The organism is Dialister succinatiphilus (assembly GCF_928721695.1).
GTDB classification, from domain to species: Bacteria; Bacillota; Negativicutes; order Veillonellales; family Dialisteraceae; genus Dialister; species Dialister succinatiphilus.
Genome location: NZ_OV788641.1, coordinates 2,261,570 through 2,282,139 on the forward strand (window position 1 = coordinate 2,261,570; position 20,570 = coordinate 2,282,139).

Annotated in this window: 20 protein-coding genes; 3 read left to right on the forward strand and 17 right to left on the reverse strand. The window is 48.8% G+C overall.

Annotated elements, in window-relative coordinates:
- Nucleotides 1-140: 140 nt before the first annotated feature.
- Entirely contained in the window at nt 141-1,166 is a 1,026-nt protein-coding gene (gene plsX / locus NW747_RS09530; protein ID WP_008858823.1) for a phosphate acyltransferase PlsX, read from the reverse strand.
- Entirely contained in the window at nt 1,159-1,722 is a 564-nt protein-coding gene (locus tag NW747_RS09535; RefSeq protein WP_273187168.1) for a DeoR family transcriptional regulator, read from the reverse strand. Before NW747_RS09535 ends, plsX begins: the two co-directional genes overlap by 8 nt.
- Nucleotides 1,723-2,136: 414 nt before the next feature.
- Here NW747_RS09535 and NW747_RS09540 point away from each other — a divergent pair, with 414 nt between their 5' ends.
- Nucleotides 2,137-3,207, forward strand: a complete 1,071-nt coding sequence (locus NW747_RS09540) for an NAD(P)H-dependent flavin oxidoreductase (protein ID WP_273187169.1) — start codon at nt 2,137-2,139, stop codon at nt 3,205-3,207.
- Nucleotides 3,208-3,404: 197 nt separating this feature from the next.
- On the opposite strand, the gene pyrE is transcribed toward NW747_RS09540, so the two are convergent.
- The 5 genes from pyrE to NW747_RS09565 all read right to left on the reverse strand — a co-directional run bounded on the left by pyrE (nt 3,405) and on the right by NW747_RS09565 (nt 7,794).
- Nucleotides 3,405-3,992, reverse strand: coding sequence for an orotate phosphoribosyltransferase (pyrE, locus tag NW747_RS09545; protein ID WP_008858820.1), 588 nt, complete (start codon nt 3,990-3,992; stop codon nt 3,405-3,407).
- The gene (gene pyrF, locus NW747_RS09550; RefSeq protein WP_008858819.1) at nt 3,989-4,729 is read right to left on the reverse strand and encodes an orotidine-5'-phosphate decarboxylase; all 741 of its coding nucleotides are present in this window, start codon (nt 4,727-4,729) and stop codon (nt 3,989-3,991) included. Before pyrF ends, pyrE begins: the two co-directional genes overlap by 4 nt.
- A 251-nt stretch (nt 4,730-4,980) precedes the next feature.
- A complete protein-coding gene (locus NW747_RS09555; protein ID WP_273094483.1) occupies nt 4,981-5,913 on the reverse strand; it encodes a hypothetical protein in 933 nt (310 codons plus the stop codon).
- 10 nt (nt 5,914-5,923) lie between these two features.
- Entirely contained in the window at nt 5,924-6,871 is a 948-nt protein-coding gene (locus NW747_RS09560; protein ID WP_008858817.1) for a phosphodiester glycosidase family protein, read from the reverse strand.
- A gap of 32 nt (nt 6,872-6,903) precedes the next feature.
- Nucleotides 6,904-7,794 (reverse strand): polysaccharide deacetylase family protein, encoded by an 891-nt coding sequence (locus NW747_RS09565; protein ID WP_008858816.1) that lies wholly within the window; start codon nt 7,792-7,794, stop codon nt 6,904-6,906.
- A 303-nt stretch (nt 7,795-8,097) separates the two neighbouring features.
- Here NW747_RS09565 and NW747_RS09570 point away from each other — a divergent pair, with 303 nt between their 5' ends.
- Together NW747_RS09570 and NW747_RS09575 are read left to right on the forward strand one after the other, a co-directional pair.
- Nucleotides 8,098-9,222, forward strand: coding sequence for an N-acetylmuramoyl-L-alanine amidase family protein (locus NW747_RS09570; protein ID WP_008858815.1), 1,125 nt, complete (start codon nt 8,098-8,100; stop codon nt 9,220-9,222).
- Between the two features lie 12 nt (nt 9,223-9,234).
- Nucleotides 9,235-9,783 (forward strand): GerMN domain-containing protein, encoded by a 549-nt coding sequence (locus NW747_RS09575; protein WP_273187170.1) that lies wholly within the window; start codon nt 9,235-9,237, stop codon nt 9,781-9,783.
- A 59-nt stretch (nt 9,784-9,842) separates the two neighbouring features.
- Here NW747_RS09575 and NW747_RS09580 read toward each other — a convergent pair whose 3' ends face one another.
- The 10 genes from NW747_RS09580 to NW747_RS09625 form a co-directional block, all read right to left on the reverse strand.
- Entirely contained in the window at nt 9,843-10,658 is an 816-nt protein-coding gene (locus tag NW747_RS09580) for a hypothetical protein (protein WP_273187171.1), read from the reverse strand.
- A 298-nt stretch (nt 10,659-10,956) separates the two neighbouring features.
- Nucleotides 10,957-11,427: an SsrA-binding protein SmpB gene (gene smpB, locus NW747_RS09585; protein ID WP_273094477.1), complete on the reverse strand. Its 471-nt coding sequence runs from the start codon at nt 11,425-11,427 to the stop codon at nt 10,957-10,959.
- Nucleotides 11,428-11,451: 24 nt separating this feature from the next.
- Entirely contained in the window at nt 11,452-13,512 is a 2,061-nt protein-coding gene (gene rnr, locus NW747_RS09590; protein WP_273187172.1) for a ribonuclease R, read from the reverse strand.
- Between the two features lie 349 nt (nt 13,513-13,861).
- Entirely contained in the window at nt 13,862-14,098 is a 237-nt protein-coding gene (secG, locus tag NW747_RS09595; protein ID WP_008858810.1) for a preprotein translocase subunit SecG, read from the reverse strand.
- A gap of 335 nt (nt 14,099-14,433) precedes the next feature.
- Nucleotides 14,434-14,943, reverse strand: coding sequence for an NYN domain-containing protein (locus NW747_RS09600; RefSeq protein WP_273187173.1), 510 nt, complete (start codon nt 14,941-14,943; stop codon nt 14,434-14,436).
- Nucleotides 14,940-15,794 (reverse strand): 23S rRNA (guanosine(2251)-2'-O)-methyltransferase RlmB, encoded by an 855-nt coding sequence (rlmB, locus tag NW747_RS09605; protein WP_273187174.1) that lies wholly within the window; start codon nt 15,792-15,794, stop codon nt 14,940-14,942. Before rlmB ends, NW747_RS09600 begins: the two co-directional genes overlap by 4 nt.
- On the reverse strand, nt 15,784-16,254 hold the full coding sequence (locus NW747_RS09610; RefSeq protein ID WP_040379466.1) for a Mini-ribonuclease 3: 471 nt from the start codon (nt 16,252-16,254) through the stop codon (nt 15,784-15,786). The genes rlmB and NW747_RS09610 overlap by 11 nt, the downstream gene beginning before the upstream one ends.
- On the reverse strand, nt 16,244-17,689 hold the full coding sequence (cysS, locus tag NW747_RS09615; RefSeq protein WP_273187175.1) for a cysteine--tRNA ligase: 1,446 nt from the start codon (nt 17,687-17,689) through the stop codon (nt 16,244-16,246). Before cysS ends, NW747_RS09610 begins: the two co-directional genes overlap by 11 nt.
- A gap of 854 nt (nt 17,690-18,543) precedes the next feature.
- Entirely contained in the window at nt 18,544-18,915 is a 372-nt protein-coding gene (locus NW747_RS09620; protein ID WP_008858804.1) for a P-II family nitrogen regulator, read from the reverse strand.
- A gap of 12 nt (nt 18,916-18,927) precedes the next feature.
- Complete coding sequence (locus tag NW747_RS09625; protein WP_273187176.1) at nt 18,928-20,241, reverse strand: ammonium transporter; 1,314 nt, start codon at nt 20,239-20,241, stop codon at nt 18,928-18,930.
- Between the last annotated feature and the right edge of the window lie 329 nt (nt 20,242-20,570).

Consider the following 20,570-nt stretch of genomic DNA (forward strand, 5'->3'; position numbering starts at 1 on the left):
TAAGGATACTGGATAAACACAAATGATTCGCAGTGCTTTCCGTTCCTTTTATGTAATGTGTAAAGCACTGATTTCTACAGGATGCTGCCCCGGGAAGCACTGATGAAATCCGACTCTGTGAATCGGTGCTTCCCTGTATTTTATTCCTGTTCTTTCAAATTCATCTTTGAAAGTGTTTCTGCTACCACTTCGTCCAGCCTTTCGCTGCACACATCTCTGGCCATACGGATGGCATTTTTAATAGCCCTGGCTTTGGACGCGCCGTGGCAGATAAGGAGTGCCCCTCTGATTCCCAGAAGAGGCGCGCCGCCGTACTCAGAATAATCAAGGCGCTTAGCCATGTATTTCTTCAAAGCCGGTTTAAGAAGGAGTCCGCCCAGCTTGGCGCGAAGTCCCCCTTTCATCACAGCATCCTTCAAAAGGGCTGCCACCAGTTTTCCTGCCCCTTCTCCGAATTTCAGAACCACATTGCCTGTAAAGCCGTCGGTTACGATGACATCAAATTCGCCGGTCATCACATCCCGACCTTCGGCGTTGCCTGCAAAGGGAATCACTTTCTGCGATGAAAGGACCTGATTGGCTTCCGCCACCAGAGGGCTGCCCTTTACGCTTTCTTCACCGATGTTCAGAAGGCCGATTTTAGGATGAGCGATGCCTGCCACCTTTTGGGCATAAATATAACCCAGAAGAGCATTCTGCACATAAGTTTCCACTTTAGGCTGGGCGCTGGCGCCGGAATCGATAAGATAGGTATACCCCCCTTTTTCATTGGGGATCGGTGTCAGGATGGCGGGGCGCTCAATGCCCTTAATCCGTCCGATACCCAGAAGGCCGGCTGTCACAGCAGCCCCCGTGGATCCTGGTGCCACCAGGGCTCCGCATTCCCCGTTTTTCACCAGCCTGGCGCCTACAGACACGGAAGCATCCTTCTTCTTGCGGTAGGCCATGCCGGGATGTTCTCCCATTTCGATGACCTGAGAGGCATGATGTACCTCAATCAACGGATTATTTTCCTCATGATGTTTCTTTAAGATATCACGAATCCGCTCTTCATCTCCTACCAGCACCACAGGAATATGATATTCCCGCACTGCTTCGATAGCTCCAAGTACGATTTCCAGCGGTGCGAAATCACCGCCCATAGCGTCAACTGCTATTTTATCCATGGGACGCCTCCGTCTCAGTCAAAATTTCCATAATAAACTTAGCCCGGTACACTTCCTCATCTCCACGGAAGAAGCTGATATATATGTGTTTCTTATTCCCCCGCATGAGCACGATACGGCCCTTTACGATGAGAATCGTTCCGGGCACCACGGGAATCTTATACTTGATATTTCCTACCTGAGTGGAAGCAAAAGGTACCCCTGCCAGGGATTCCGCAAAGCCTGCAGCTGCCCCGTAGAGCTTTTCCGCAGAAACCATGCCTGCACTGTCAGCCATTTCTTCTGTAGTCTTTAAGAGGCCTACCCCTTTCTGACCGACATCCAGATCCAGTACCCTGACCCCCTCATGGGATTCAGAAGGCTGGGACGATACCAGATGTTCCATGCGCTCCCGCATTTGAGGAATACCCAGAGTCTGCCGATCCAGGCGAATGGTTGCCACAGACACAGAAAAACGTTCTGCCAGATCTCCATCTGTCAGACATGGATTTTGGCGAAGTAAATTCTGTATGGCTTCTCGTCTTTTGTTTTTATCCATCTTCCGTTTTTCCATCATTTTTATCACCTGCTGATAATACTATACCACAACCATGCAAGTGGTGCATCAGGAAATTGAAGTTTCCGAATAAATCGGCTTCCTTTTTCTACGGTTTCCCTGCCGTCTCCAGTGATAAGCCAAAGATAAATCCTCTCTTTACCCCATAGAAACGGCATGTTCTATTTCTTACTGCTATCACCAGATAAGAAATAAAAAAGAAGAAATGAAGTACACAGATAACCTGGAATTCAAAATTTATACCTTAAGTAGTGATTGTATGATTTTATGAGCAGATATTCCATAAAATTCTCATTGACTTATCTTCGAATATGGAATAAACTACAGTGAATACAGGATACTATACGTTTGCGTATTTGTCAAACGTTTGATTTCTTTCGTATTATATTTTTAAAACTATCCAGGAGTGATAATATGAAATTACCAAAGCTTCACATCGGTGACTTAACTGCCAATATTCCCATCATCCAGGGAGGTATGGGCATTGGCGTCAGCCTTTCCGGACTGGCAGGAGCCGTGGCCAGGGAAGGCGGCATTGGTGTCATTTCCGCTGCCCAGGTAGGATTCAACGAACCCGATTTCCGTACCAACACCGTTAAAGCCAATATCCGCGCTTTAAAGGAGCAGATTCATAAAGCCCGCGAAAAAGCCAAAAACGGCATTATCGGCATCAATATCATGTGGCGGGGCCAGCACTATGAAGACTACGCCCGCACAGCTGCTGAAAGCGGCGCCGACATTATCTTTTCCGGCGCCGGCCTGCCGGCGGACCTTCCGGTTTGTGTAGAAGGCACCAATACAAAAATTGCCCCTATCATCGGCTCCCCCAAAGCTGCCCGGGTGATTCTGAAGCTTTGGGCCAAACATCATAACCGCACGGCAGACCTGGTCGTCATTGAAGGCCCCAAGGCCGGCGGCCATCTGGGCTATACCAGAGAACAGGTGAAAATGCATGAAAGTGACGGCTATGAAAAGGAAATTCTAGAAATTCTTGACGTGGTAAAGGAATTTGAAGAAAAATTCAATAAGAAAATTCCCGTTGTCTTCGGCGGCGGTATTTTTGATAAAAAAGATATTGAACACTACCTGTCCCTGGGCCTGTCCGGCGTGCAGATGGCCACCCGTTTCGTAGCTACGAAAGAATGCGATGCAGCAGAGGCCTTCAAAAATATGTATGTCAAGGCAAAACCCTCTGATGTTACCATTGTGCAGAGTCCTGTCCACATGCCGGGCCGCGCCCTGCTCAATCCTTTTGTCCGTGCCGTCCATCAAGGAAGGATTCCTGTAACCAACTGCTTCCACTGCCTGAAGACCTGCGATCCCAGCACCACCCCCTACTGCATTACCCAGGCCCTCATCCGCGCTGTCAGAGGAGATGTGGACCACGGTCTTGTCTTCTGCGGTGCCAATGCATGGAAAATCAATCAAATAACCACCGTTCATGATTTATTCACAGAACTGGTGGAAGGAACAGCAAAGGCGTAAGAGAGCTACGCCCTTCCAGCAAGAAAGGTCCTGGAGTCTGGCAGCGGCTGCGCCGCTGCTGGTTATGCTATCCCCCTGTGAGGTAATGGTTACAGCCAGCGTTTCTGGCTTTTCCTCCTGCCTCCACTGTCCCGCTATGCCAGCAAAAAAGCTGTAAAGCCAAAGGGCTTTACAGCTTTTTTAATGTCAAAATCCCATTATTTCAGATGATGGCTGCCCCGTTCTGTAATAGGTACGCCGGCCTTGCACAGGGGACATTCTTCCGGTTTGTAGGTAGGAACGGTGAGGTGAAGAAGAGGATATACCTTTTCTTTGGGGACACCGAAGTCTGCCTTGCCGCCGGAACGGTCTACGAAGAGGCCGATACCTACGATGTCGCCTTTCGCCTTGTTCACCACGTCCACTACTTCTTTAATGGAGCCGCCGGTGGTGACAATATCTTCTACGATGAGCACCTTTTCACCAGGCGCAATTTTGAAACCACGGCGAAGAGTCATCTTACCGTTTTCTCTTTCGGTGAAAATGGAACGGACACCCAGAAGGCGGGCAGTCACCTGGGAAAGAATAATGCCGCCGGTAGCCGGTCCGATAACCGTTTCAATGCCCATGCCCTTGAAGTGGTTGGCAAATTCCTGGCACAGCTTTTCCGTATATTCCGGATGCTGGAGAACGTTGAATTTTTCAACATACAGAGGGCTGTGAAGGCCGCTGGTGAGAAGGAAATGACCTTCCAGAATAGCTTTGGTTTCTTTCAGTAAAGATTCAACTTCTTTTTCGTTCATCATGCATTCTCCTTAATTTCCTTTAAAATCAAACGGGCTGCTGCGCAGGGATCAATGGCCTGGGTAATAGGCCGGCCGATAACAAGCATGGAAGACCCGTCTTTGAAAGCTTCCGATGGAGTGGCAATACGCTTCTGGTCATCAGTCTGGGCAAAAGAAGGGCGGATGCCCGGGGTGACGATAAGGAAATCATTCCCTGCCATTTTGCGGATGGATGAAGCTTCTCTAGGCGATGCCACTACGCCGTCCACACCGGAATCTTTGGCCAGCTGGGCCAGTTCCAGTACGTGGTCCTGAATAGGAAGATGACCGCCCACTTCCTGCCAGCCCTGGTCATCAAAGCTGGTGAGTACAGTCACTGCCAGAATCTTCGGACGTTCCACTCCCAGTTCATCTGCCGTTATTTTTGCATATCTGGCAGCTGCCTGCATCATAGCCCTGCCGCCGCCGGCATGGACTGTAATCAGGTTTACTCCCAGACGGGTAACGGAAGCCACGCTGTGGCCTACGGTATTGGGAATATCATGAAGTTTCAGGTCCAGGAACACTTTCTTCCCATGTTCCTTCAGGTAATGGATGGTTTCGCTGCCTGCGCTGTAATACAGCTCCATACCTACCTTATAATAAGAAACCAGATCTCCCAGTTCGTCTACCAGTTCTTTCATTTTGTCGAAAGAATCCACATCCAGTGCCACAATCAGTCGGTCATCAGCTGTGTAGACTTCTTCTTTCTCGTCCATTCATGATCTCCCTTCCTCTATTCACCTGCAGGAAGCCGTCGCGGCACAGAGCCGGCGCTTCCCCATATCTGACATATTATACCATTTCATGGGCATTCTGACACCCTGTTTTTCATTGTTTTACTCCATCCCATTCCTTTTACTCCGCTCTTTTCTAAAGCCTCTGGTACCGGCTCCATGTCCAGCTAAAAAACTGCCCCTTTTCATAAGCTATTTTCCACATAAAAAAACACAGCCCGAAGGCTGTGCCTTTATTTACCTGCCTGAGCGGCAGCTTCTTTAATCATATGCATGGTAACAGAGTTGAATTCTACCGGGGAATCCAGGGCTTTCACTTCCTTGAATCCTACGCCCAGCTTTCCTGTATAGTAGGCTGTCACATCACCTTTCGTATTAATCTTGACGGCATAAATGGTCTTGTCCTCATCAACGCCCACCAGACGGAAGGCACCGGGTGGAGAAATGACTCTCCAGGAGCTGTCATCCCCATTGAAGGTATAGAGAATCCCCTTCTGGCTGTCATCGTAGAAAAGACGGTCCTTGTCATAGTATACGGCAATTTTGCCGATATGGGAGGTCTGGATGTAGATACGCCTGGTATCATAGTTGGCATCGGTCCGGTAAATACGGTAAAGCCCCTTCCCTACTTCCATTTTCATATACACCGCATTGGTGGCAGTAGAGTAGGCTACGTCTACGATTTTTGAATTTCTTGGAAGGTCCCTGATGGGAGCATCCGATTCATGGGTAGTGCCATCAGGATTATAGCGGGCCAGGGTCACGTCCCAGCGACCGCCCTTCCAGTGGGCAGGATAAAGAGCCATGAGAGCCAGATTTCGATCGGGCATCCATTCAAAGAAGGATACCCCCTGGTTTTTAAGATCCACATTCTGGGGATTTCCCAGATCGTCAGCCTTGTAAATGGTGACGGAATCACCGGTTACATCGGCCATGTACTTATAGTCATGGGAATAGTAGGCCTTTCCCTTGACACTGACTTTAGCAAATAGTTTTTTCCCTTCCTTTTCCGCAGCTTCCGCCATTTTGTCCTTTACGTCGGACATATCATAATCGCCGCTGGAAAGAGGAGCAAAGAGGACGCGGTCCATGTAGAGATAGGCGCCGGCCTGGATGCCTATACCAAGGATAAAGCATACTGCCAGCTGAGCAAATTTCTTATTCACCCTGTCCTCCTTATTTCACAATAAATGCGGTAGGAATCATACGCTCGCCCAGAAGGTCGGCAGGCTTGTTCACTACCTTGCCGTTATAGTACAGGGTGGTGGAGGAGCCTCCGTCCAGGTTGGCTGCAATATAAGCACCGTTTTCATACAGAATGTTCTGGGAATCCACCAGGGTGGCACCGATGCTGTATCCCGGCTGCCGTCCGTCGATAACGAGGAAGAGGATGGTGCCGTCTTTCTTCTGGCCTATGGCAGAACGGGGTGAAATGCCCCAGCCGCCGTCGCCGCTTTTAATCACTTTCTGCCCGTTAATGATAAGGGGCGGCCCGAAGGTAAGACCTTCAATGGCTCCCATATCCCGGAGCTGTTTCTTGTTGTAGTTGCCGGCAATAAGGTTTCCGCTTTTGGTCATACCGACGAAATCTACTTTTTCACTGTCATCTACCTGCTGGCCCAGAAGATACTTCCCTTTATGAAGAATGAAGCCATAGGGCAGACGGCCGGTGCCGGTACCATTGGGGTCGTAGAAGCCGCCGCCGTTAATGGCAGCCACCGCATTGTTTTTCTTGGCAATGTTACTGGTGGTGTCCCCTTTTTCATTGATATCCTCTGCTGTAGCCACTTCCACCCTGGTGGGATTGGGAATCTCCAGGAGGTAGCCGACGAATCGGGAGGTTTCAATCTTCTTCAGATTCAGCGTAGAATCAGTCCGCGGTTTGAAGGAGAACATTTTCTGCGTATCTGTAGCTTTCACCACACCCAGAATCTGGTTCAGTTCATCCTGGGAATAAAGCCAGGTAATGTACTGGGGATGACGGGAACGCATGATAGCCCCTACCACCGCCCGTTTCAGATTACCAAAGGGTCCGAAGAGCACCACGATAGGTGAAGTAACGAGGAAGAAAATCAGGGTAATCAGAATAAACTTGAAAATAAAGCTGTGAAATATACGTTTCATTCTTGCTCCTAAAAAACAAAGCCAGGATTTCCTTATACCGGCGTATAGTTATCCTTGTTCAGCCGTTCAGAGAAACGGGCCAGGGAAATATCATTACCAATATATACCCGTTTCAGTTCATAGGGATAGCTTCCTACATGGACACGGCCGGAGTCGGTAGTAACTGCCATTTTAATGCCTGCCTTCTTGCAGATTTCCACCACCTGGTCATCATAGTCGCCATATGGATAGGCCAGCCAGGCATTATCAATGCCAAGATGATACTTCAAGGCCTCATTGGCTTCCACGATTTCTTTCTCCTTTTCCTTGGCCGTAGCCAGGTTATGAAGCTTGGGGTGAGACAGCGTATGGTTGGCAATGGTAACCGTATGGCTGTCGGCCATTTCTTTCAGCTGGTCCCAGGTCATGCGGTTATAGGGCTTACCTACATCATCGGTAATAAGGAAAAGGGTCCAGGGGAAACCGTATTCCTTCATCATGGGGTAGACAATGGTATAACTGTCCAGATAGCCATCATCAAAAGTGATGCAAACCGGCTTTTCCGGAAGAGCAGCCCCTTTGGTCACATAGTCATAGAGTTCCTGCATGGTAATGGGATGATAACCATGGTCTCTCAGATAGTTCATCTGCAGGCGAAGGTTTGCTTCCGTCTCCACGGCGGCGTTGTTCGGAATATCACCAATCATATGGAACATGAGCACGGAAACGCCTTCCGGCACGCTGTAGGTAACAGAGGGATCCCGCTTGACATAGGCAGTTCCCGGCTTCAGCTGACCCTCAGCCTGCACAGCGGCAGATGAAGAAGCCCCGCTTTTGGCTTCTCCCGGCGCACAGCCGGTGAGTGCAAACATGGAAGAAGAAAGAAGCAGCAGCGCGGCAGCAGCAGCCGCCGTCTTTTTCCAGCCCCTTGATAAAAATTTCACTTAAAACTCCCCTTTATCCAAATTCAAAAAGCACACCTAATCAGGCAATATAGATTATTTTACTACGATTTACATGCTTTGGCTATCAAAAGTCGAAATAAAGTACCAATCATAACAATTTATCATACAATATGCCCTTTCTGTATTTAAAATTATTTCTATTTTGATAAGAAATCCAATCCTTTCCATAAAAAGAAGAAAGAGTACCATAAAAAGTGATATAATAAAGTTTACTTGAAAAGGTGACCCTACCGCAGGAGCTGAAAATAAAACTCCTGCCTCATTCCAGAAAGGACCTGTATAATGATAAAAAAGTTAATCCGGTTATTTCTTATTCTCGCAGCAATCCTTATGCTGCCCTCCGCTTCCGGCGCCCTGGCCAAAGACGCCCAGGTAACGGCCCTCCGCTGGACCTCCCGTAACGACGGGAATCCTCCCTTTGTCCGCATTGCCATGGACCTTTCCAAGGCTGTCCATGCAGAAGCGGCCATTGATGATGCAGGGAAAAATTTCGAAGTAGTCCTGAAAAAGACCTCCATGGGCAGCGTGGCTTCCCAGTATGACATGGATCCCCGGGCCATTGACTTTGCCACTCTTTCTGAAAAAGACGGCGATACCTATCTGGACGTGGCCCTCAGCAAGCCCCAGAAAATCGATGATATCCGTGTTTTCGCCCTCCGTCCCGATGCCAAAATGAAGAAACCGCACCGGCTGGTAGTGGATATCCCGGTAATTGGTGCCAAACAGACCTATACAAAAAAGGCTTCCTCTGCTGCCTCTTCCAGCCCTGCTTCTTCCTATAAGAAACAGAGTTATAACGTGTCTTCCGATGCCAAAAGCGTGCTGAAAGGTAAAATCATCTGCATTGATCCGGGTCACGGCGGCACTGATGTAGGTGCCATCGGCCATATCGGCGGCAAAGATGTATATGAAAAGAACATCACCCTTTCCATCGCACTCCCCCTGCGGGATATGCTCACCTCTGCCGGTGCCAAGGTGGTTATGACCAGAGACACCGATAAAGATGTGTACGGCCCCTGGGCCGATGCGGATCCGGAGCTGCAGGCCCGCTGCGACATTGCCAATGAAGCCCATGCAGACGCCTTCGTTTCCATCCATATCGATTCCTTCTCCAACTCTTCCGTTGACGGCACCACAGCCTACTACAACGCTAAAAGTTCCAAAGACCTGCTGCTTGCCCAGATGATGCACCAGGCCACCATGAATTCCCTCTCCATCCCCGACCGAGGTGTGAAATCCAATGATTTCTACGTGAATGTCTACACCACCATGCCTTCGGTACTCATGGAAATGGGATTCATCACCAATGACCACCGCGTCAAAATGCTCACCTCTTCCTGGGGTCCCCGGGGCATTGCCCAGAGCCTCTTCAACGGACTAGTGAACTACTTTGCTGCCATTTCCTAAGGAGCCATGACTATGAATAGAAAAATCATTTTCTCCCTGCTTGCCGCTTCCGCCTTAACCATCGCCCTTGCCGGATGTGCACCGGAAAGTGGAAAGCAGGCAGCCACAAGCCTTTCCCCCCAGGCCACTTCTTCTCAGTCTCCTCTTCCCGCTGAATCGGAAGCATCACTGACCTACTACAAGGCCAATGATGAAGGCACGAAAATCATTCCTGTTTCCATGAAAGTAAAGGCCAAAGACCGTACTGCCAAAACAGCCATGGAGGAAATGATAAGAACCGATAGAAAATCCAGATATCCCCTCCTTCCCGCCGGCCTTTCCCTGAAAAGCATTGCCATTAAGGAAGGTACCGCCTACGTGGACTTCAGCAAAGAGCTGAATAATATCAAAGGTTCCACCGGCGAATCTCTTTTCATTGCCATGACCGTAGACACCCTCACCGAATTTCCCAACATCCATGATGTTGTCATCCGCGCCGAGGGAAAATCTCCAAAATTCCAAATGGATATGACCCGACCCTTCAAGCGGGACGAAAGCTATATACAGATGGAAAAGAAATAAATAACAGCAGCCAAAAAGCCTGTGAAAAAATGATTGCACATTTTTTCACAGGCTTTTCTTTATTTGTCTTCTTTTTCCAGTACTTCAATTTCACCGGCAGCAAAGGCAGCAGGATAGGTGTATTCCTTTTCCACTTCCGTAAACTTCACGGTCATTCGTCCATTGCTGATTTCCATAATGATTCCTTCCCCATAGAGAGGAGAAATAACCAGGGTCCCTTCGCCCAGGGAAATAAAGCGGGTATTGCCCCGGTGGGTTTCCTTAGCCCGGTGAGGAACGATTTTTTCTTTCTTCTCCGGTTTTGCCTGATCCGGAACCTTATAGGTTCTTTCCTTTCCCTTGTGAGGTTCTGCTTTCTTTTCCTTTTTCACTTCCGGGAAAGCGCTTTTCAGCAGCTTCGATGGCAGGCCCCGGGGATACATGACATGTTCACCAGTCGCTTCGTAGGTCACATACACTCCTCTTTCCGTAATCCGGCTGACCACGCCTTTACCCAGAGTTTCATCCACCACTTCAAGACCCACTTCCGGTTCCCGTTTTTCTACCTTCCGGTCTTTGGAAAAAGGCTTTTTATCTCCAGACTGCACATCAAAGGTAAAGACCTTCTTTTCCAAAGGTTTTCCCAGAGCCGCCGGCCTCCTTTCTCTCGGAGCCGTGGTCCTTTTCTTTCTGGGAATCACCTTTTCCACATCGCCAAAGGCCACGGTAATCCCATCTTCCGTCACCTTACGTACAATGCCTACACCCAGCCGGCGGTCTTCAAATTCCACCCCCGGTTCCAGTTTCCGTTTGAACCGTCCGCCGGAAGCCCCTCTTCTATCCTTACGAAAAGGCTTCCTGTTTCCCTTATGAAAAGGCTTTTTGTCTTTATCCATGTTTTCTCCTTATTGTCTTATATCTTATCCTGTAATTTGATTCTTCTTATTATACCAGTATTTGACAAGGGTTCATAGGGTTCAGAAAGGCGCAGCTTCTCTTCCGGCTTATACACATGACGGGTATGTGCAAAAAAACTTTTCTCATGAAGGGGCCTTCAGGGGACGGAGCTGTGGCACGATTGATACGTGCTTTCCCTGCCACTGTTAGCAGCCATCACAATCTTATGCAGTTATTTCCACCATCTGTCCCATGATCAGCACCCGGCCTCTTTTTCTCTAAAAGCCACCGACAGTCTCAGTCCAGCCTTTGGGTCTTAATCCTTCTGTCCAGATCCCTTTTGGCCGCCTTTTCTGCCATGTCCTGTCGCTTATCATACAGTTTCTTGCCGGTGGCCGTACCAATTTCCACTTTCACTTTACCATGCTTGAAGTACATTTTCAGAGGCACCAGAGTGAGCCCCTTTGTTTTCAGCTTCATTTCAATCTTTCGGATTTCCTGCTTATGAAGAAGAAGTTTTCTGGTACGCAGGGGATCGTGATTAAAGATGTTTCCCTGTTCGTAGGGACTGATATGGGCATTCCACAGGAAAACCTCCCCATGTTCCACTTTTGCAAAGCTGTCCCTGAGATTCACCCTGCCGGCGCGGATAGATTTTACTTCCGTACCGGTCAGGGCAATGCCGCACTCATAGGTGTCGTGGATAAAATAATTATGATAGGCCTGCCGGTTAGCTGCTATCGGCGGTGCCGTTTTTTCTTTTTTCATACAAAGCCTCCTGTAGGAAAGGGATTATTTCCGCTTTCCTCCTTTTTTGCCCCGGGACTTGCCGCTTCCTTTCTTATCTTTCTTCCTGGAGTGGGACTTGGAGCGGGAAGAGGTTCTTGTCTTTTTCTCCAGATTCAGAGGCGAATGGATTTCTCCCAGGACGAAATCCACTTCCCTTCTTTCCTTATCCGCTTTCACCAGCGTCACCCGCACCGGCATGCCCATGGAGTAGGTGGTGCCGGAGAATCGGCCGGTCATGGTCATGGTATCTTCCTGGTACACGTATTCATCGTCGTCCATGGAGTCCACATGCACCAGTCCTTCTACGCCGTTATCAAGACCTACGAAAATACCGAACCGGGTAATGCCAGTAATATGTCCATCGAAGGGTTCTCCTACGAAGGGCACCATGTATTCCGTCATCTTCAGATCATCCACATCCCGTTCCGTTTCCGTGGCATTCTGTTCAGTTTCCGAGCAGTGTTCAGCTGCCCGAATCAGGAACTCCGTCTGCTTCTTCCGCTGCTGTTTCGTCATTTCATCATGAATAGCCTGCCGGATAAGACGGTGCACCATGAGGTCCGGATAGCGGCGGATAGGAGATGTGAAGTGGGTGTAGCAGGTGCTGGCAATGCCGAAGTGACCGTCATTGTCTGTGCTGTAGCAGGCCTGGGGCAGGGAACGCAGGGTCATTACCTGTACCACGGCCTCAATATCCTGACCCTTCACCGATGCCAGGAGCTTCTGGATATCCTTTGGTTCCGGGTCTTCCGGAATGTGAATGGGAAGGCCCATAATGGCGATGAGCCGTTTCAGTGAATTCAGCTTTTCCTGGTCCGGATGGTCATGGACACGATAAATGGACGTATGGCCGGTCTTTTCCAGGAAACGGGCCACTGCTTCGTTGGCAGCAATCATGGCGTCTTCAATCATTTTCTCCGATTCACCGCGAATCCGCTTTTCAATGCGCAGGGGCTTGCCATCTTCATCAAGCACCACCTTGTATTCCGGGAAATCGAAGTCCAGGGCACCCCGACGGGTGCGGTTCTGCCTGAGAGCAGCCGCACATTCCCTAAGATCTTCCAGCATGGGCAGATGAATCTTCAAATCTTCCGGTGCAATGCCTTCGTCAAAGGCCTTATTGATTTCCGGGTAATTGCAGCGTCTTGCCACCCGCACAATGGAAGGTGTAATTTTTTCTGTTTTTACCGTGCCGTCCGGCGCAACATCCATAAGGCAGGACATGGCATAGCGGTCCTCATCATGGTTCAGGCTGCAGAGATCATTGGACAGCTGGAAAGGCAGCATGGGAATGACCCGATCCGCCAGATATACGGAAGTGCCCCTCCGATACGCTTCATCATCCAGAAGGGAGCCTTTGGTTACATAGCGGGACACATCGGCTATGTGGACGCCCAGGGCGAAATGACCATTTTCCTTCTTTTCGCAGTAAACTGCATCGTCCAGATCCTTGGAATCAGGGCCGTCGATGGTGACAATAGGCATATCTCTATAATCTGCCACACCTGCTTCCGGTACAATGGTGCGAGGCAGATTGTCCGCCTCCTTCATGAGGTCATCGGAAAATACATGGGGCAGACGATGCTGCGCAATAATAACGTCAATATCAAGGCCCTTATCGCCTTTGTAACCGATGACTTCCGTCACCTTGCCTTCCGCATCGGTCCACTCTCCGGGCCAGCGGGTCACCTGCACCATGACGCGGGCACCGGTAACCGCTCCCATTTCATCGCCTTCGGGAATCTGGATAACCATGTCCACCTTTTCATCAATAGGTACCGCTTCCCCGCCATCTGCCAGCATTTCATAAGTACATACAAACATATCATCTGCCCGTTCAATGACACGGGTAATCCGGCCCTCCGTATTATGGCGGCCAGTTTCGCTTTTCATGGTCTTCACTTCTACCGTATCATTATTTACAGCGTTCAGATGATCCTTCTCTGCAATGTACACATCCTCATGGTCATCATCGGTGAGCAGGAAGCCAAAACGACCATAAGATTTATACACACCCTGCAGAATGACGCCGGGCTTATAAGGCAGCAATTCCTTTTTTTCCATTGATTTCTCCTCCAGGGAAACGCTGATTCAATCGTTATCAAAATTCATTTTTGTATTTTTATGGAATGCCGGGAATGGAAGCGCGAATAGAAAGCTGTCTAAAGATGCTTATGCCGATGCATTAAATAAAATACTTATGAAATTCGATGCTGAGAATAAATCAGTGCTTTCCTGTAAAAATGTCTCTTCAGAGACAGTTAAAACGTATATATCTATACTAAGACTACATGAAACAGGCCTTCTGCGCAAGGCCCAAATAAAAAAGAGGCCTGCCGCCGGCAAACCTCCAGGGAAATGCTCATTCCTGCGCCTGATGAAATCGGAGGGCAGACTACACTTTCCCAGTCAATCAGAAAGTATTCATATATCTTCCAAGCACCAGACAGAGAACAGCAAACATGGTACCAAAGACTACAGTGAACTTGGACAGCACTGCATCCTTGCCCCTGGTCCGTCCGCCGGCTGCGTTTTCCGTACCGCCGCCGATAGCTGTACCCATACCGGCCTGTTTAGATTCCTGACCTACCACTACCACAATCAAAAGCAGGGAAACCACAAAGGTTAATCCAATCAAAAAGTACTTCACTGCGAATCCTCCTCTGCACCTGCCTCACGTACGGCAGATACGGTTCTATCTTCTAAAAGAAATGATATCAAACACTATTTTATACTAATCATCGTGAATGGTCAACTGAATTTTGCATGAACCCATTTCCCACTGTCTGTAAAATCCAGTCGCTCCATGAATCAGTCCTTTTTGCAGGAAAGCCTCATAGGAACAGATTCGAAAAAAGTAAACCCCAGGATGAACACCATCATGCCTGTGCAGGGTTCCGTTTTCTGTCAAAGACCTGCGATTACGCAGTGCAAAATGTCTCCAACCCTTCCGGCACCTTTTTCGCAGAATGGATTGAAAACCCATTACCGCCCTCTCAGCTTATCCAGCTTTTCCTGTACAGATAGAGGGATGGCCCTCCCTATTTCACTTCTGAGATTCTTATGGTTATTCCTGGTGATGAATTTGGACTGCAGCGCCTTATCCTCTTCCATGGCCCGCATGAGATCCGAAACCGGCACCCGGTAGGCACCGTTTCCCAGAATCTGGCTCTGTTCGGGGCCGTCGGAGGTGACTACGAAAATGTGTCTGTATTCGTCCCGCCGGAGATAAGATTCTTTTTCAATATAAGAATCGGCAGTCATCCTTCTCGGTGTATACACAATGGTAAAGAAGGCGGACAGTTCCTCCACCTTCACCTTGGTGGAATTTCCTTTCCCGTCGAAGGCAATAATCACTTCTATGTCATTATGAGCACCATAGTCCTGCATAATGTCCATGAGCTTCTTCCGGCACGATTCCAGGTCGCTCCGGTCAAAGATGTCAGGCCTGCCAAAAATCACATTATAGCCGTCTACCAGATAGAGATCCTTCATGACTTATCCCTCTGCTTTGCGGCTTCATAAATGAGAAGAGCAGCTGCCACAGAAACATTAAGGGAAGAAACCTTCCCTTTCATAGGAATACGTACGCAGAAATCGCACATTTTCCGGGTAAGAGGACTTACGCCCTTCCCTTCTGCCCCCATAACGATGACCAGCGGGCCTTTCAGGTTGGCGTCATAATAGAGGCTTTCACCGTCCATATCGGCTCCTACCACCCAGAATCCCTTTTCCTTCAGCATTTCCAGAGTCTGCCTGATATTTCCTGTCTGGCAGACAGGAAGATAGGCAAAGGCACCGGCCGCAGTCTTCATGGCCGCTGCCGTTACCGGAGGGCTCTTATGCTTCGGAAGGAGCACCGCCGCTGCACCGGCACATTCCGCCGTGCGGACAATGGCGCCCAGGTTACGCACATCCTCCAGGCCATCAAGCAGAATCAGGATAGGGCTCTTCCCTTCCCAATCCGCCAGCACCCGGTCAAGATCTGCATATTCATAGGGCTTCAGCATGGCTGCAATTCCCTGATGCACTACGCCGCCGGACATATCATCCAGCTTTTCTTCCTTCACCTCTTCCACCGGCACTCCCTGCTTTTCAGCCAGAGCCGCCAGGGAAAGCAGACGGTCATCCTTCTTTCCTTCTTTCAGGAAAACCCGGCGCACTCCCCTGCTCTTCAGAAATTCGGATACGCTGTTTCTTCCACAGATAAGGAAAGAGCCAGAAGAGCCCTCCTTTTTTAAAGGTCTTTTCTTTCTTCCGTCTCTGGTGGATGAGGACAGGGGCTGCCGACGCTGTCCGGACTGTTTCTGTTTAAAGGATGGTCTCTCCCTTTTATCAGTTTTCATGGCTCATTTCTCCTGCCACATACTTCAAGCTTTTTTCAAGGATGAAATCCAGCCGCTGCTTCTGGCCGGAAAGGTACAGATAGCCAAGAAGCGCTTCAAAGGCTGTGGACTCCCGGTATTCCTCCACAGTGGCACTCTTCGGCACATGGGAACTGGTATTTCTGGCCCTCTTGGCCACCTTCAGCTCCCGCTCATTCAAAAGCTCCCTGATTTCAAAGAGAATACGGCTCTGCCAGCGGGCGGAAACGATTTCCGATGCCAGACTGTTCAGGATCTGCACATTATAAATGCCTGTATCGATAAGGGCCTTCCGGATAAAGAAGGACCAGCAGGCATCGCCAATATAAGCCAGGGTCAGCGCATCCATGGAAAAGACCTCCTGTTCACCAAGAACAGGAGATTCTTTACCAATTTTATGAGCCATCTGTTTTTTCAGAAATAAGACTCTCTTAAACTCCACGTTTCTTCCACCTTGCTCCTGTAGGAGTATCTTCAATCACAATGCCGATTTCACCCAGTTTATCCCGGATTTCATCAGCCAGCTGGTACTGCTTTGCTTTTCTGGCAGACTGGCGGACAGCAAGGATCACATTCATCAGGTCATTGTAATCCTTATCATCATAGGCTTCCGTCTTTTTCCATTCTTTTTCCAGAATGCCCAGAATATCAAGGATTGTTTTAAAGGCCTTCCCTGCCTTTTCCAGAGATGCTTTGTTGAAACCAATACCGCTATGTACATCGTTGTAATACACATTGATAGCCTTTGCCAGTTCAAACATGGCACCCGTAGCAAGGCCCGTATTGAAATCATCGTCCATGGCTTCATGGAAGACTTTCATATCATCTTCTGCTGCTTTTTCAAGAGCTTTGGAGGCCTCTGTCACCTCACTGCCTTCCCGGCTGCTCAATTCTTTCACACGGCCAATGACGTCTTTCAGCTTGTCCATGTTCTTTTCTGCTTCTTCCAGGCGGTCATCAGAAAAATCAAGAGGACTTCTGTAATGGGTGGACAGAAGGAAATAACGGAGCGCGTCGCCGGAATACTTCTCCAGTACATCTTTCACCAGGAAGAAATTATTCAGGGACTTACTCATCTTTTCAGAGTTAATGGTAATGAAGCCATTATGGAGCCAGTAATCTACGAAATGGCAGCCGGTGCAGCCTTCGGACTGGGCGATTTCATTTTCATGATGCGGGAAAATCAGATCCGAGCCGCCGCCATGGAAATCAAAGGTCTTGCCCAGGTAATGGATGGACATGGCAGAGCATTCAATATGCCAGCCCGGCCGGCCCTTGCCCCAGGGGCTTTCCCAGAAAGGTTCGCCCGGTTTAGCAGCCTTCCACAGAGCAAAATCACCGGGATTTCTCTTCTCGTCATTTACTTCAATGCGGGCTCCTGCCAGCATATCTTCAATCTTCCTGCCAGACAGCCTGCCGTAATCCTTGAAGGTGGAAATATCATAATACACATCGCCGCCCAGTACATAGGCATGGCCCTTTTGAATCAATGTCTCCACCATGTGGATGATATCATCCATATGTTCAGAAACCCGGGGATATACATCGGCCCGGCGTACATGAAGCGCATCCATGACCTGGAAATAGGCATCAATATACCGGTCAGAAATTGTTTTCCAGTCGGTGCCTTCCGCATTGGCTTTATTGATAATCTTATCATCCACATCAGTAAAATTCTGCACGAATTCCACCTTGTAGCCCACATATTCCAGGTAGCGGCGAATCACGTCCCAGGTCACTGCCGGACGGGCATTGCCGATATGGGGATGATTGTAGGGCGTTACGCCGCACACATAAATCTTCGCTTCCCCTGGTGTAATCGGTTTAAATACTTCTTTTTCCTTCGTCAGCGTGTTATACACTTTAATTTCTTCCATTTAGATTCCTCCATCTGTAGAGTGATTTATTTATATTCATATATAAGAAAGATATGATAAGCCTGTTTTTCCTTACAACAGTGACACATGGTTATCATCTTCTTTCATGAAATCGATGGGTTAGTGAACTAGTGAGCTAGTGAGCTAGTACACTAGTACACTGGTACACTAGCCAACTAGCTCCCATTAAAAAGACCGCCGCCTCACAGAGACGGTGGCCCGTTATTCCACTCTGTCGGCAAAAGCCGCGCATAGTCGTATCGTCGACCTACGGAAAAGGATACTGTATTCCCCTTTTCAGCTCACAGATGCATTTCCTGAAAGCTCACCAGACATTTTCACCTTCCATGCCCTCTCTGAAGAATAGCCATCAGTACTTCTTCTGCTCATCGCCCAAACTATGTCAGATTTCATCCACAGAAATCGAATTTTAAATAAGCACGGCAGCTGACCTGGCTTTTGACCCCACACTCGCCTGCTGGAGCTTTCGCTACCCGGTGTCTTCCTCTCACTACTAACCCTCTCGGTTTTTCCGGCAGGACTTACTTCTAAACCGCACCATGCTCAGCAGGATTTTCCTGCGTTACGTGGATCGCTTTGGCTGCGACTACCATCGACTTTCAGCCACAGACCTGCAATGCTTATTAATTATTATAGATTCGACAGGTGGAAACTGTCAATATGAAATATTATATATAGTTTAAAGAAAAGCGTTACTGATCCAGGAGCCTGCATTTCATGAATCATATTTCACCATTCGGTGCAAAGCCGGAATTGCAGACCAATCAATCGATGCTTACCTCAAAAGAGCCGTGAAAAATGATTTTCCCTTCTTCACAGCCCTTTTTGTTCACTTATGCCTTGTCATCGATAATGGCAGCACCGCCTCTTTCTCCTGTGCGAATTTTGACAGCGGTGGTCAGTTCGGATACAAAGATTTTACCGTCTCCCACATGACCGGTGTTGCAGGTGTCGCGGATGGTCTGAATCAGTTTTTCCAGAGGTGTTTCGTAAATAACAATTTCTATTTTAATTTTCGGAAGCAGGTTCACCGAGAGTACATTTCCTCTATAGATTTCTTCCTGTCCATGGGTGAGGCCGCAGCCGTAGACTTCAGTAACAGTAATACCGGTAACACCGATTTCATACAACTTATCCTTCAGTTCTTCCAGCTTTTCAGGACGGATAACCGCATCCACCTTGTAGATTTTCTTATCTGTATTCATAGGTTTCACCTCTTACAATTTATTATACGCTCTTTCACCATGGTCGATAAGGTCCAGGCCCTGGGCTTCTTCAGAAGCAGTAGCGCGGACTTTCATGAAAATTCCCAGCACTTTGATAATCAGGGTAGTCATAACTACGGCCACAATGATGCCGGTCACAATGCCTGTCATCTGGGGAATGAGCTGGCCGGGATTTCCGTAGAGAAGACCATCGGCACCGGCATCATTGATGGCTTTAGTACAGAAAATACCTGTCATAAGAGCACCCCATACGCCACCCATGCCATGGCAGCCGAAGGCATCCAGAGAGTCGTCATAGCCAAGTCTGGATTTGACGAAGGAAACGAAGAAATAGCAGATGAGCGGTGTGGTGATACCAATGAAGAATGCTGCGCCGGCATCTACAAAGCCTGCAGCCGGTGTAATGCCTACGAGGCCGGTGAGGATACCGGTCATGAGGCCCAGAGCCGTCATTTTCTTGTGAATGATTTCTTCAATAACAATCCACACCAGACCAGCCGTACAGGAGGCAATGCCTGTATTGGCCAGGGCCTGCGTCATCACATCGTTGGCCGAAAGGCCGGCGCCGGAGTTAAACCCGAACCATCCCAGCCACAGGAAGCTGCCGCCCAGGCAGACATAGGGAATATTGTGGGGACGAAGGGAAAGAATGCCATACCCTTTTCTTCTGCCGATCAGAATGGCCGCAGTTAAAGCAGAGAAGCCGGAGGTGACATGAATGACCGTGCCCCCTGCAAAGTCAAGGGCTCCCATATTGCGGATGAAGCCGCCCACGCCCCATACCATATGGCACATGGGATCATATACCAGAGTGCCCCAGAGAAGGATAAAAATACAATAGGCCGGGAAACGGGTTCTTTCCACAATACCGCCGCTGACGATGGCTGGCGTGAGGATGGCAAAAGCCATCTGGAACAGGGCGAAGAGGATATGGGGAATGGTTTCAGAATAATCCGAATTGGCTGCCATGCCTACATCATGGAAAAAGGCCCAGTCCAGATTGCCGATGATGCCGCCCACATCAGGGCCGAAGGAAAGAGAATACCCATAGACAAACCACTGTACGGTAAAGATAGCCAGACATACCATGGACATCATAATGGTATTAATGGTGTTCTTACGACGTACCAGACCACCGTAGAAAAAAGCCAGAGCCGGAGTCATAATGAGCACCAGCAGTGTGGAAATGGCCATGTAAGCCATGTCTGCTCCATTCAGCTGACTTCCTTCATCAGCCGCCATGGCCATTCCTGGAAGGAAACAGGCTCCCAGAAATGCCGGTAAAAGATATTTTCGCATAGTCATAAATTCCTTTCTGAAAAATAAAAAAAGCCGCCTGGAATCCCTGAAATTCCCATAGCAGCGCCATCACCCATTTTTATGAAATTATACAGAGGAGTTTCCCGGGCCCCTCTGCTTTTATACCGTTTTTATCTGCCCTTTCGCTCAATGCCACATCATGACCAGCACCTCCAACATAGAAAGGGCCTGCATACCAAAGTACGCAGGCCCTTTTGCCTTTTGTTTAACTATGCTGATTATTATACACAGAATATCCATAGATTGCAAGCTTTTTTTGCCCGGCTGGATGAAGTCAGAATAAGGAGGCTGTTCCTCTCCGGCCGGTACTGACA